This is a genomic window from Paraburkholderia caffeinitolerans (assembly GCF_902859945.1).
GTDB lineage: Bacteria > Pseudomonadota > Gammaproteobacteria > Burkholderiales > Burkholderiaceae > Paraburkholderia > Paraburkholderia caffeinitolerans.
In genome coordinates this window covers 61,841-74,516 of the sequence record NZ_CADIKL010000022.1, presented here as the reverse complement: position 1 = coordinate 74,516, position 12,676 = coordinate 61,841, and the positions used below count along the sequence as shown (strand labels likewise).

Here is a 12,676-nt window from a genome sequence, read left to right as displayed (position 1 = left end):
GCGTGCGGACAGATTTTTTGTAACTGAACCGGACCCTTAGTACGGGCTTTGCGCAGGGGCAATGTGGACGGGCGTCCGGTAGGGGCGGTGCGAAACGGGGCCGGAAGGCGGGAGCGAGAGGCGAGTGGGGCGTGGACGGGTTTTGACCGGAGGAAGGGCCAGTAGCTGACCGCCGGCGCGGGCGGCCCGGACGATGTTCAGGCCGCCTCGGGTTCGCGCGTGCGCGGCGAGGGGATGCTCACGCATTCGACTTGCGCGTCGATGCCGAGCAAGGCCGCCGCGAGCGTGCGCAGATGCGCGCCGTCGCTGGTCGAGCAGAAGCGCGCGGGCGTGCCTGCGGTTGCGCCGGCGCCGTCGGCCGGCTGTGCGCGCAGGCCATGCTGATCGAGCACGCGTTCGAGCTGGCGCGCGATGGCCACGCTCGTATCCACGAGCGTCATGCGTTCGCCCACGATCGAGCGGATGGCCGCGTCGAGAAAGGGGTAGTGCGTGCAGCCGAGCACGAGCGTGTCCGCACCCGCCTCGAGCATCGGTTCCACATAGCCGCGCAGCAGCTCGACTAGCGCGGGCGAGTTCACGTCGCAGCGCTCGACCGCCTCCACGAGTCCGTGGCCCGGCTGGCACAGCACGCGCAGGTCGGCGGCGTGACGCTCGATCAGCGCCTGAAAGCGCGCGCTGCGCAGCGTCACCTGGGTGGCGAGCACGCCCGCCACGCGCGATTTGGAGAGCGCCGCCGCAGGCTTGATGCCGGGCTCCACGCCCACGAGCGGGACCGCGAGCCGCTCGCGCACGAGCGCAATGGACTGCGCGGTGGCCGTGTTGCAGGCCACCACGAGCGCCTTGGCGCCCTGCGCCACGAGCCATTCGCAGATGGCGAGCGTGCGGTCGGCAATGAAATCGTCGTCGCGCTTGCCATAGGGCGCATAGCGCGAGTCGGCCACGTAGATGAGGCTTTCGGCGGGCAATTGCGCGCGCACGGCGCGCAGCACCGAGAGGCCGCCGAGCCCGGAATCGAAGATACCGATGGGCGCGGCGCAGGAAGAAGCCGGAGCGTTCAAGTGAGTGATCAGGATTCCGCCGAAGCCATTGCCGACTGCTGGTAGTTCTGGATACCGACCTTGTCGATGAGATCGAGCTGGGTTTCGAGCCAGTCGATGTGTTCTTCGGTGTCATGAAGAATCGTCACGAAAATCTCGCGCGAGACGAAGTCACGCACCGATTCGCAGTAGACGATGGCTTCCTTGCAGGTGGACTGCGAAATCTGCTCGAGCTTCAGATCGCATTCGAGGATTTCCTTGGTTTCCTCGCCGATCAGCAGCTTGTGCAGGTCTTGCAGATTGGGCAGGCCGTCGAGCATGAAAACGCGCTCGATGAGCAGGTCGGCGTGCTTCATTTCGCCGATCGACTCGTCGTACTCGTGCTTGCCGAGCTTCTCGAGGCCCCAGTGCTTGTACATGCGCGCATGCAGGAAATACTGATTAATGGCGGTCAGCTCGTTCTTGAGCTGCGCGTTCAGGTATTCGATGACTTTTTTATCGCCTTGCATGATGTTTCGTCCTTTGAGGGCGTGCGGTTTTCAACCACGGGGTTCAACCACAGAATTCGATCGCGGGTTTCCAACAATAAACGCTCGATCCGCAAATGCCAAGGCCGAATCCGCATGGAAATCGAGCTTGAATCAGACCTTTTCGCGTTATTCAATAAAAAACCGGGGCGCAGTTCATTCACTGGGCCCCGGTTTTTTGCATCGGCTGAATCAGCCGCGCATCAGGTGCGGATCAAGCCGTCGCGACCGGAATCTTGCCGATCTTCGCTTGCCATTCGGCGGGGCCGGTCTTGTGGACCGAAGTGCCCGACGAATCCACGGCAACCGTCACCGGCATGTCCTGCACGTCGAACTCGTAAATGGCTTCCATGCCGAGGTCTTCGAACGCGAGGACCTTCGAGCCGCGGATCGCTTTCGAGACGAGGTAAGCCGCGCCGCCCACGGCCATCAGGTAAGCGGCCTTGTGCTTCTTGATCGCCTCGATCGCCACGGGGCCGCGCTCGGCCTTGCCCACCATCGAGATGAGGCCCGTTTGCGAGAGCATCAGTTCGGTGAACTTGTCCATGCGGGTGGCGGTGGTGGGGCCTGCCGGGCCGACCACTTCGTCGCGCACCGGATCGACCGGGCCGACGTAGTAGATCACGCGGTTCTTGAAGTCCACCGGCAGCTTCTCGCCCTTGGCGAGCATGTCGGCGATGCGCTTGTGCGCGGCGTCGCGGCCCGTAAGCATCTTGCCCGAGAGCAGCAGCGTCTGGCCCGGCTTCCACGAGGCGACTTCTTCGGGCGTGAGCGTGTTCAGGTCGACGCGCTTGCTGGTTTCCGTGTTCGGCTCCCAGTTGACCTTCGGCCATGCGTCGAGCGAGGGCGCTTCGAGCTTGGCCGGGCCCGAGCCGTCGAGCACAAAGTGCGCGTGGCGCGTGGCGGCGCAGTTCGGGATCATCGCGACCGGCTTCGAAGCCGCGTGCGTGGCCGTGGCCATGATCTTCACGTCGAGCACGGTGGCGAGGCCGCCCAGACCCTGCGCGCCGATGCCGAGCGCGTTGACCTTTTCGTGCAGTTCCACGCGCAGTTCTTCGACCCAGTCCTTCGGGCCGCGCTTGATGATGTCCTGAATGTCGATGGACTCCATCAGCGATTCCTTCGCCATCAGCATCGCCTTTTCAGCGGTGCCGCCAATGCCGATGCCGAGCATGCCCGGCGGGCACCAGCCCGCGCCCATCGTCGGCACGGTCTTGAGCACCCAGTCGACGATCGAGTCGGACGGGTTGAGCATCACGAACTTCGACTTGTTCTCCGAGCCGCCGCCCTTGGCCGCGACTTGAACGTCGACCTTGTCGCCCGGCACGATCTCGTAGTGGATCACGGCCGGCGTGTTGTCCTTGGTGTTCTTGCGGCCGCCTTCGGGCGGGTTCACGATCGACGCGCGCAGCACGTTGTCCGGGTTCAGGTAACCGCGGCGCACGCCTTCGTTGATCATGTCGGTCACGCCCATCGTGGCGCCGTCCCAGCGCACGTCCATGCCGACCTTCACGAAGATCGTGACGATGCCGGTGTCTTGGCAAATGGGGCGCTTGCCTTCGGCGCACATGCGGCTGTTCGTGAGGATCTGCGCGATCGCGTCCTTCGCGGCCGGGCTCTCTTCGAGCTCGTACGCGCGGCCGAGCGCCTCGATGTAATCCTGCGGATGGTAGTAGCTGATGTATTGCAGCGAATCCGCAATGCTCTGGATCAGGTCTTCCTGTTTGATGACGGTCATGGCTGGCTTCTGTGGGGACAGTGGGGTTTCGAATCGTTTATATGGCGCGCCGGGTGGCTATTCCGACGTTGCTGCCTCGCGCACCACGGTGCTCGACGGCACCGGATGGCGCGCGGCGAGTTCGTGGTAATGCTCGGGGTGCGTATGCGTGGTGATGCGGTCGATCCACGCCATCACGAGCGCGGAGAGCAGGAAGGCGATGTGAATGGCGACTTGCCAGATCACCGTGCGCTCGGACACCGCGTCGGGATTGATGAAAGTTTTCAGCAGATGAATCGACGAAATGCTGATGAGCGCCATCGCGAGCTTCACCTTGAGCACGCCGGCGTTCACATGGTCGAGCCATTCGGGCTCGTCGGGGTGGCCTTCGAGGCCCATGCGCGAAACGAAGGTTTCGTAGCCGCCCACGATCACCATGATGAGCAGGTTCGAGATCATCACCACGTCGATCAGGCCGAGCACGGCGAGCATGATGCTGGTCTCGTCGAGCGACATCGCGTGGCTCACGAGGTGCCAGACTTCCTTCACGAACAGCACGCAGTAGACGGTTTGTCCGACGATCAGCCCGAGATAGAGCGGCACCTGGAGCCAGCGGCTCATGAAGATGATGCTGGGCAGCAGGCCCATGCGGCGGGGGCGAGCGGCGGACGGCGGCTGGTGGCGTGCAGCGGACATGGATGTTTCTGGAGTGGCGAAAAATCGGGCGCAAACCTGTGGCCGGGAGGGCCTGGCGGGCGTCATTGTAACGCGTCGGCACGCCGCTTCGCCGCGATGCCGACAGGCCATCTTTACAAAATAATTACGACGCCACGGGCGGCAGCCGCCGGGTCTTGAGGCTCGCGAGCGCGATGCCGCCGATCACGCAGGCGAGCGCAATGCCGTGCGCGGGCGTGGGCCGCTCGCCGAGAAAAGCGATGCCGTACAGCGCGGCGGCCACCGGCAGCACGGCGGAAAACACTCCAGCGACGCTGCCCGGCACGTGGCGGATGCCCATCATCCAGAGGCAGAACGAGAACACGCTGGCCGAGAGCCCGTACCAGATCACGAGGGCCCAGACGCTCGCGGGCACGCTTGCATGAGCGGACGACAGCACGAACGACACCGCGCTCGGCAGTCCGACCGGCAGCATCAGCAAAAAGCCGAACAGATGGGTATAGGCGCAGATTTCGAGCGGCGCGAGCGTTTGCGTGAGGCGGCGCGAAAGAATCACGTAGAACGATTCGCAGCACACCGCGCCCAGCACCATCAGATTGCCCGCGAAGTTGTCAGCGAACGAGCCGGCGTTTTGCGCGCCGCTGCCCGCATGCGCGAGACTGATGACGGCGATGCCCGCGATGGCGAGCGCGATCGAGGCGAACGCCCGTGCGTCGGGGCGCTCGCGCAGGAACAGCCACGAGAACAACGCGACCACGGCAGGGATCGTGCTGGTGATGACACCGGCGGCCACCGCGCTCGTGCGATGCACGCCGCCGAGCATCAGCAGCGTAAACCCGAATGTACCGAAGAGGGCCTGAAGGAACAGATTGAGCCATTCGCCGCGCTTCACGCGCCGCATGCGGGAGACGCGCAGCAGGGGCCAGAGCACGGCGAGCGCGATGACGAAGCGCAGCAGCGCGAACATCGGAACCGGCAGAAATGCAACGATCGTTTTGCCGATGCCGACATTGCTGCCCACCAGCAGCATGGCGGCGACGAGGAAAAGGGAATAGCGGTTCAAGCTGGAATCCAGACGCACAGATCAGTTAGCATTCTAAATGCCCGCTTAACTTTAACTGACTGCTATTGCGTGGCTGCCCGCGTAAGTAGCGGGTAAGTTGCCATGTTTAATCTTGCGTGCATGGGTTCGCGCGTGGACCCGCATCAGGAGACGGCGCGCAGGCGGTATCAAAGATCCTGCGACGCATTTACGAGTTTGACGTTTCATCTTCACCAAGGGGTTGTCGATGTCTGCGATTGAATCGGTTCTTCAGGAACATCGTGTGTTTGCGCCGTCCGCGCAAACGGTGGCGGACGCCAACGTGTCCGGCATGGACGCATACAAGGCTTTGTGCGCCGAAGCCGAACGCGATTACGAAGGTTTCTGGGCGCGTCTCGCGCGCGAAACGCTGACGTGGCAAAAGCCCTTCACCAAGGTGCTCGACGAGTCGAAGGCGCCGTTCTACACCTGGTTCGAGGACGGCGAGCTCAACGCCTCGTACAACAGCCTCGACCGTCACGTTGAAGCGGGCAATGGCGAGCGCGTCGCGATCATCTTCGAAGCCGATGACGGCACCGTCACCAACGTCACCTACAAGGACCTGCTCGGGCGCGTTTCGCGCTTCGCCAACGCGCTCAAGAAGCGCGGCGTGAAGAAGGGCGACCGCGTAGTCATTTACATGCCGATGTCGGTCGAAGGCGTGGTGGCCATGCAGGCCTGCGCGCGCGTTGGCGCGACGCATTCGGTGGTGTTCGGCGGCTTCTCGTCGAAGTCGCTCAACGAACGCATGGTGGACGTGGGCGCGGTCGCGCTCATCACCGCCGACGAGCAGATGCGCGGCGGCAAGGCGCTGCCGCTGAAGAACATCGCCGATGAAGCCATCGCCATGGGCGGCTGCGAAGCGGTCAAGAGCGTGATCGTCTACAAGCGCACGGGCGGCAAGGTCGGCTGGACCGAAGGCCGCGACCACTGGATGCACGAGCTCTCGCAAGTCGAGAGCGAGACCTGCCCGCCGGTGCCCGTGAGCGGCGAGCATCCGCTCTTCATCCTCTATACCTCGGGCTCGACCGGCAAGCCGAAGGGCGTGCAGCACAGCACCGCCGGCTATCTGCTGTGGGCCGCGCAGACCATGAAGTGGACCTTCGACTGGAAGCCCACCGACGTGTTCTGGTGCACGGCCGACATCGGCTGGGTCACGGGCCATAGCTATATCGCCTACGGCCCGCTCACGATCGGCGCGACGCAGGTCATGTTCGAGGGCATCCCCACGTACCCGAACGCGGGCCGCTTCTGGGAGATGATCCAGAGGCACAAGGTCACCGTGTTCTACACGGCGCCCACGGCCATCCGCTCGCTCATCAAGTCGGCGGAAGCCGATGTGAAGGTCCACCCGAAGAGCTATGACCTGTCCTCGCTGCGCATCCTCGGCACGGTGGGCGAGCCGATCAACCCCGAAGCGTGGATGTGGTACTACGAGAATGTGGGCGGCAAGCGCTGCCCGATCGTCGACACCTGGTGGCAGACCGAGACCGGCGGCCACATGATCACGCCGCTGCCGGGCGCCACGCCGCTCGTGCCGGGCTCGTGCACGCTGCCGCTGCCGGGCATCATGGCGGCGATCGTCGACGAAACCGGCCAGGACGTGCCGAACGGGCAGGGCGGCATTCTCGTGGTGAAGCGCCCGTGGCCCGCGATGATCCGCAACGTGTGGGGACAGCCCGAGCGCTACAAGTCGGGCTACTTCCCCGAAGAGCTCGGCGGCAAGCTCTACCTCGCCGGCGACGGCAGCGTGCGCGACAAGGAAACCGGCTACTTCACCATCATGGGCCGCATCGACGACGTGCTGAACGTCTCGGGCCACCGCCTCGGCACGATGGAGATCGAGTCGGCGCTGGTGGCGAACCCGCTGGTGGCCGAAGCCGCCGTGGTGGGCCGCCCCGACGACACCACCGGCGAAGCCGTGGTGGCGTTCGTGGTGCTCAAGGCCACGCGCCCGCACGGCGAGGACGCCGTGAAGCTCGCCGCCGAACTGCGCGCGTGGGTGGGCAAGGAGATCGGGCCGATCGCCAAGCCGAAGGACATCCGCTTCGGCGAGAACCTGCCGAAGACGCGTTCGGGCAAGATCATGCGCCGCTTGCTGCGCTCGCTCGCGAAGGGCGAGGCGATCACCCAAGACGTCTCCACGCTCGAGAATCCCGCGATTCTCGATCAACTTGGCGAGGCGCTTTGAGCATCGCTTGAGCGTTGCCTGATTGACGGATCGAGTGCTACGGCACTCGATCCGGTCCCGGCAAGGCCGGATGTTCCCGATTGCCGGCCATGCGCGTTTTTGCTACACAAGCGCATGGCCGCGCCACACACTCCCCCGCAGCACCCTCTCAATACCTTGCCCGAGCCGCCGCCGGTGAGCGAGGCGATGGCGCTCGCGCATCGTCGCTACTGGCGCTTCAACGTTGCGCTGATCGCCGTGCTCATGAGCATTGGTTTCGCGGTGTCGTTCATCGTGCCGCTGTTCGCGCGCGCGCTCGCCGGCGTGCGCTTCGCCGGCTTCAGCCTGCCGTTCTATATCGGCGCGCAAGGGGCGATCCTCGTCTATATCGTGCTCGTGGCCGTGTACATCGTGCTGATGCAGCGCGCCGACCGCGAACTGCAGGCCGCGCGCGAAGCCGACACGGCCATTCGCGAGGCCAGCCAGGCGCAGCAACGATGAGGCTCGCGCACCGGCTGATCCGCTCCTACGCGCTCTATACGCTCGGCTTTCTCGGCTTCATCTTCGTGATGTGGCGCATCGAGCTCGCCACCGGCCCCGGCATGTGGATCGGCTACGTGTTCCTGTTCGTGCCGATCGCCGTCTACGCCGTGATCGGGCTGCTCTCGCGCACCTCGGACCTTGTCGAGTACTACGTCGCGGGACGCCGCGTGCCGTCGTTCTTCAACGGCATGGCGACGGCCGCCGACTGGCTCTCGGCGGCCTCGTTCATCGGCCTCGCGGGCTCGCTCTACGCGAGCGGCTACGACGGCCTGGCCTATCTGATGGGCTGGACGGGCGGCTACTGCCTCGTCGCGTTCCTGCTCGCGCCCTACGTGCGCAAGCTCGCGCGCTACACCATCGCGGACTTCCTCGGCACGCGCTTCTCCAGCAACCTCGTGCGCGCGCTCGCCGTGCTGGCCACCCTCATCTGTTCGTTCGTTTATCTCGTCGCGCAGATCCAGGGCGTGGGGCTGATCGCAGTGCGCTTCATCGGCGTCGACTTTGCCATCGGCATTTTTTGCGGGCTCGCCGGCATTCTCGTGTGCTCATTTCTGGGCGGCATGCGCGCGGTCACGTGGACCCAGGTGGCGCAGTACATCATTCTGATCGCGGCGATCTTGATTCCGGTTTCGTTGATCGCGCATCGAGATGGCCTGGGCTGGCTGCCGCAATTCGATTACGGCAAGGTGATGCAGCGCGTGGAGACGCTCGAGCGCGAGGTGCGCGACACCAGCGCAGAAACGAACGTGCGCGAAGAGTACGCGCACCGCGCCGCGCTGTGGCAATCGCGGCTCGATGCGCTGCCGCAGTCGTACGCTGAAGAGAAGACGCGCCTCGTCGATGCGCTCGCGAACATGCGCCGCCACAACGGCCCGCTGCGCGACATCGATTCGCTCGAGCGCGAGATCGAGCGTTTCCCGCGCGACCCCGAAGCCGCGCGCGTAGCGTGGACGCAGCAGCGCGACGACCTGCTCGCGCGCGCCGCGCCGCCCGTACCGATGCACGAACCGTTTCCCGCCGATAGCGACGAAGCGCGGCGCATTCACGAACGCAATTTCCTCTCGCTACTGCTGTGCCTTTCACTTGGCACGGCGAGCCTGCCGCACATCCTCACGCGCTATAACACGACGACATCGGTGGCGTCGGCGCGGCGCTCGGTGGGGTGGACGCTGTTCTTTGTCGCGCTGTTTTATTTGACGGTGCCGGTGCTGGCGGTGCTCATCAAGTTCGAAATTCTTTCGCACCTCACGGGGCTGCATTTCGCCGATTTGCCGCACTGGGTGATGCAGTGGCGGCGCATGGAGCCGACCATGATCGGCATCGCCGATATCAATGGCGACGGCATCGTGCATTGGAGCGATATTCAGATGCAGCCGGATATGGTCGTGCTGGCCGCGCCCGAGATTGCGGGGCTGCCGTATGTGATGTCGGGGCTCGTGGCGTCCGGCGCGCTGGCGGCGGCGCTTTCCACGGCGGACGGGCTGCTGCTCACGATCTCGAATGTGCTCTCGCACGATGTCTACTACCACATGGTGGACCCGAACGCGTCGAGCCAGCGGCGCGTGACCATGTCGAAAATTCTGCTGCTGGGCGTGGCCTTGTTTGCTTCGTGGGTGGCCTCGCTCAATGCGGGCAATATTCTATTTCTGGTGGGCGCGGCGTTTTCGCTGGCGGCGTCGAGCCTGTTTCCGGTGCTCGTGCTGGGGGTGTTCTGGAAGCGCACGACGCGGCTGGGCGCGGTGGCGGGGATGGTGGCGGGGCTGGCCGTGTGCGTGTATTACATCGTCTCGACGTATCCGTTTTTTACGCAGCTTACGGGGTTTGAAGGCGCGCGCTGGTTTGGGATCGAGCCGATTAGCTCAGGGGTGTTTGGCGTGCCAGCGGGGTTTTTGGCGACGATTATCGTGAGCTTGGTGGACAGGAAGCCGGATGAGTATACGGTCGCGCTGGTGGATTATATTCGGCATCCTTAGTTCGCCCGAGTTGGGCTGTAAGCCGGGGACTGGATCGCAACCGCGGGCGGGCAGCGCGCGCGTGCTCCAACGTCTCGGCATCGCTCGCGCACTTGGCGTGCAGGTCGTTCGCGGTGAAGCGCTCTTTTACCTTCGTCGTTTCCCGCACCTTGCCCATGAAGTTGCGCCACATGGTGTCCCACACGCCGGCGCGCCCTGTGTCCTCGTCGAAGCAACATTCGCCGCGCATCGTGCAAAAGAGCCACGATGCGATCTGCACGGGCCGCGCTGCCTTGGCGATAAAGATCGCTTCGCGCAGTTCATCCGACCATTCTGATTTCCCAGTCTTCTACGTAGCGTGTGCGCGGCTTCTCGCCGTCGAGGCGCACCTCGCCTTTGAACGGATGGCGGCCGAGGTAGCCCCTTTCGACAGCCTTCGTATATAGGTGTGAGAGCACCTCAATCTCGCGGCGCGCAGGCGCTTAATTGCGACGCTGTTTTGCGCCTGCGTGGTGATGCTCTTCGTCGGCACAACCTGTAGCACATAGCGGTCGAGCAGCTCGCCAATGTTCTTCGCGTCGTCGAGCGTGCTCAGCCGATCAGCCCATGTGCGGTACGACTCGGGCAGCGACCTTCCGAGCCGGAAAAGTTGCTTGCCGTCCCACTGCGCTTCGAGCCCGATGGGCACTTCGTAGTAGTACGCCCTGTGCTTGAAGCGCTAGCGTGTCGGTACCTAAACCGGCAGGTATTTGAGACGCAGGGTGCGTTCGATGTTGCCGAAACGGACGGCACCGCCGGCGATAGCCCAATCGTCGTCAACGGCGCAATCAAGGCGGCGATCCTGGAGACGACGGCCGAGTTGTACGCGAATCGCGAGGACTCGACTGTCGGCAAGGCGGCCGAATTGCCGTTCAACGCTCGGACGCTACTGCGGCCGCATCGAATCGTTCCAGGGGGGTGATGTGTGCAGGCACTCTCAACCGCCGCGTGCGCATCGAGCGGCGCAACCAGACCACAGACGATCTCGGGCAGCCAGTCAAAGCATGGGGCGCGATTGCGCTGCCGCTCTGGGGGATAGACAGCATAATTGGGACCGGCGCCAACGCGGCTATGATGATGGCTCGCCACCTGGAGCCACCCATGTGCACGTATATGAACGCCGCGGACAAGCAAGGGCGTTTTTCGGGGTGCGAAGATGAACCTCTAGAACGACACGCTGATTACTCAAACCGGTCCCTCGCCGACATCGAGTGCTCTCAGCATCGTGGCCGCAGATGCTGGACACACGCCCTGGAACTGGCTGGACGCCAAGAGAGGCTGTGGCACTTCGTGGCGCGTTACGGGCGTAAAACCTTGACCTGCAAAGTAACGTTCAGCCGTAGTAGTCAGTAACACCACCGACTGAACGGCCCGCGTGCGGCATTCTGCTAACAAACGCGCAACGATAGCTTTTCCGAGACCGTGACCACGGACTTCCGTCGCAATAGCAATCGAGCGAATGAGCGCGAACTCAGCGTAATATTCGACGCCGCCACACGCGATGATCCCTGATGGCACCACTCCGACAATGAAATTGGTTAAGTGCTCCGCGACGCCGACCGTAGGCAAATCATTGGCTGCAAGCAATGCAGTAATCGCGAAGAGGTCGGATGCGGCTGCCGATCGAACTTGCATGGTGTGGGTCCCGTTGTGCCGCTAGCCTTCGCCGAAGCACGAAAATAAGTCGTTCATTCTGTTGCCGCCGCCGCTGTAGGACTCTGGCGGCGCGCGGAGAACGCGACGAAACCGAACGCAGCCGTGGAAATGAGTGAAATGAGTAGCACAGCCCACTCGACCGCCACGTAGTTTTGCCCGATCGTCCAGATCAGGGCCGCGGAGATCGGTGCAATCCCCTTCGCGATGTTCGACGGCGCCGAGAGCAACCCGCTGATTGCCCCATAGCCCTCGGTCCACATCGCATCCTGCACGATAGTGCCGCGCAGTATCGTCATCATGCCATTCGCACCGCCATAGATGACCGCGAAAAAAATCAGCGCAACAGGCGAGGTTCCAGCGACCAGAAGAATCACAACAGAAGCCGGAAACGCCGAAGTGATGACCAGGCCAACGATCTTTGGCGACACGTTTCGCCCGACAGTGAACCAGAGAATACGGGCCAAAACCTGTGCCGGACCGATCACCGCCATCGTCGCAAGAATGATGGGCTGCGACACGTGGCGCTCAACCATCAGGGGTACCAGGTGAAACGTCAGGGCAGCGAAGGTCGCGTAGTAGGCGGTAAAGCAGACCGCGAGCGCCCAGAACACCGGGGTTCGCAGCGCGCGCGCGACCGACGCCTCATTCTCTGCCCTGATCCGCTCCTTGTTGACGGCAGGTGCCGCCACGTTCGGATCATTGCGCAGGGCCAGCCAGTGAATGGGCAGGCACACGCAGACATTGATCCCAGCGAGCGCGAGTAGCGCGTGGCGCCAGCCAAGCGCATCGACAAGTTCCTGCGTGAGTGGAATGAATGCTGTGCTCGCAAAGCCCGCAACGAGCGTCACCAGCGTGATTTTCGTGCGGAAGCTGCGGGGATAATCCCGGGTCAGAATCGCGAACACCGGATCGTAGAGCGTGGCTGCCATGGACACGCCAAGCCCGACCCAGGCCGCAAAGAGGGTCGCGAGGCTCGCCGCCTGCGACCAGAGAACCAGCATGATCGAGGCGAGCAGCGAACCTGCCGTCAACACCATGCGACCATGCCCGTGATCGATCCACTTGCCGACCGGATACGCGGCCAGACCAGAGACCAGCAGGCCGCATGAGAGCGCTGCATTCGTCGATGCCCGGCTCCATCCCAGTTCCTGTTCCATCGGCACCACAAAGAGCGAAAACGCGTAATAGACCGCGCCCCACGCTACCAGTTGGCCGAAAGCCAGCGCCCAGGTTGCTGTATTGCTCTCAGCTTTGCGGTCGGAAGCGGAAGGCGGCATGG

11 protein-coding genes are annotated in these 12,676 nt (G+C 63.7%); 4 read left to right on the top strand and 7 right to left on the bottom strand.

What is annotated here, in order from left to right; genetic code table 11:
* Positions 1-197: 197 nt before the first annotated feature.
* From murI to HV773_RS21155, 5 genes are all read right to left on the bottom strand, one after another.
* Positions 198-1,058: a glutamate racemase gene (gene murI / locus HV773_RS21175; RefSeq protein ID WP_227875305.1), complete on the bottom strand. Its 861-nt coding sequence runs from the start codon at positions 1,056-1,058 to the stop codon at positions 198-200.
* Positions 1,059-1,066: 8 nt separating this feature from the next.
* Positions 1,067-1,546 carry a bacterioferritin gene (bfr, locus tag HV773_RS21170; protein ID WP_129562365.1) on the bottom strand — a complete coding sequence of 160 codons (480 nt, stop codon included), beginning with the start codon at positions 1,544-1,546 and terminating at the stop codon, positions 1,067-1,069.
* A 232-nt stretch (positions 1,547-1,778) separates the two neighbouring features.
* On the bottom strand, positions 1,779-3,302 hold the full coding sequence (locus HV773_RS21165; protein ID WP_129562364.1) for a fumarate hydratase: 1,524 nt from the start codon (positions 3,300-3,302) through the stop codon (positions 1,779-1,781).
* Positions 3,303-3,359: 57 nt separating this feature from the next.
* Positions 3,360-3,977, bottom strand: a complete 618-nt coding sequence (locus HV773_RS21160; protein WP_129562363.1) for a TIGR00645 family protein — start codon at positions 3,975-3,977, stop codon at positions 3,360-3,362.
* A 124-nt stretch (positions 3,978-4,101) separates the two neighbouring features.
* Positions 4,102-5,019 (bottom strand): DMT family transporter, encoded by a 918-nt coding sequence (locus tag HV773_RS21155; protein ID WP_129562362.1) that lies wholly within the window; start codon positions 5,017-5,019, stop codon positions 4,102-4,104.
* A gap of 226 nt (positions 5,020-5,245) precedes the next feature.
* Here HV773_RS21155 and acs point away from each other — a divergent pair, with 226 nt between their 5' ends.
* The 4 genes from acs to HV773_RS21135 all read left to right on the top strand — a co-directional run bounded on the left by acs (position 5,246) and on the right by HV773_RS21135 (position 10,663).
* Complete coding sequence (gene acs, locus HV773_RS21150) at positions 5,246-7,228, top strand: acetate--CoA ligase (protein ID WP_129562361.1); 1,983 nt, start codon at positions 5,246-5,248, stop codon at positions 7,226-7,228.
* Positions 7,229-7,342: 114 nt separating this feature from the next.
* Positions 7,343-7,708, top strand: a complete 366-nt coding sequence (locus HV773_RS21145) for a DUF4212 domain-containing protein (RefSeq protein WP_129562360.1) — start codon at positions 7,343-7,345, stop codon at positions 7,706-7,708.
* Positions 7,705-9,723: a sodium:solute symporter family protein gene (locus tag HV773_RS21140; protein WP_129562359.1), complete on the top strand. Its 2,019-nt coding sequence runs from the start codon at positions 7,705-7,707 to the stop codon at positions 9,721-9,723. Before HV773_RS21145 ends, HV773_RS21140 begins: the two co-directional genes overlap by 4 nt.
* 685 nt (positions 9,724-10,408) lie before the next feature.
* Complete coding sequence (locus tag HV773_RS21135) at positions 10,409-10,663, top strand: head-tail connector protein (RefSeq protein ID WP_227875304.1); 255 nt, start codon at positions 10,409-10,411, stop codon at positions 10,661-10,663.
* Positions 10,664-10,926: 263 nt separating this feature from the next.
* Here HV773_RS21135 and arsN2 read toward each other — a convergent pair whose 3' ends face one another.
* Positions 10,927-11,376, bottom strand: a complete 450-nt coding sequence (gene arsN2, locus HV773_RS21130; RefSeq protein ID WP_129562358.1) for an arsenic resistance N-acetyltransferase ArsN2 — start codon at positions 11,374-11,376, stop codon at positions 10,927-10,929.
* Between the two features lie 53 nt (positions 11,377-11,429).
* Positions 11,430-12,674, bottom strand: coding sequence for an MFS transporter (locus HV773_RS21125; protein ID WP_129562357.1), 1,245 nt, complete (start codon positions 12,672-12,674; stop codon positions 11,430-11,432).
* Positions 12,675-12,676: the final 2 nt, after the last annotated feature.

Excerpts from the sequence above, each read along its gene's own strand:
- acs (WP_129562361.1), top strand. The coding sequence starts at position 5,246 with ATGTCTGCGATTGAATCGGTTCTTCAGGAACATCGTGTGTTTGCGCCG.
- HV773_RS21140 (WP_129562359.1), top strand. The coding sequence starts at position 7,705 with ATGAGGCTCGCGCACCGGCTGATCCGCTCCTACGCGCTCTATACGCTC.
- HV773_RS21125 (WP_129562357.1), bottom strand. The coding sequence starts at position 12,674 with ATGCCGCCTTCCGCTTCCGACCGCAAAGCTGAGAGCAATACAGCAACC.
- bfr (WP_129562365.1), bottom strand. The coding sequence starts at position 1,546 with ATGCAAGGCGATAAAAAAGTCATCGAATACCTGAACGCGCAGCTCAAG.
- HV773_RS21145 (WP_129562360.1), top strand. The coding sequence starts at position 7,343 with ATGGCCGCGCCACACACTCCCCCGCAGCACCCTCTCAATACCTTGCCC.
- arsN2 (WP_129562358.1), bottom strand. The coding sequence starts at position 11,376 with ATGCAAGTTCGATCGGCAGCCGCATCCGACCTCTTCGCGATTACTGCA.
- HV773_RS21165 (WP_129562364.1), bottom strand. The coding sequence starts at position 3,302 with ATGACCGTCATCAAACAGGAAGACCTGATCCAGAGCATTGCGGATTCG.
- HV773_RS21160 (WP_129562363.1), bottom strand. The coding sequence starts at position 3,977 with ATGTCCGCTGCACGCCACCAGCCGCCGTCCGCCGCTCGCCCCCGCCGC.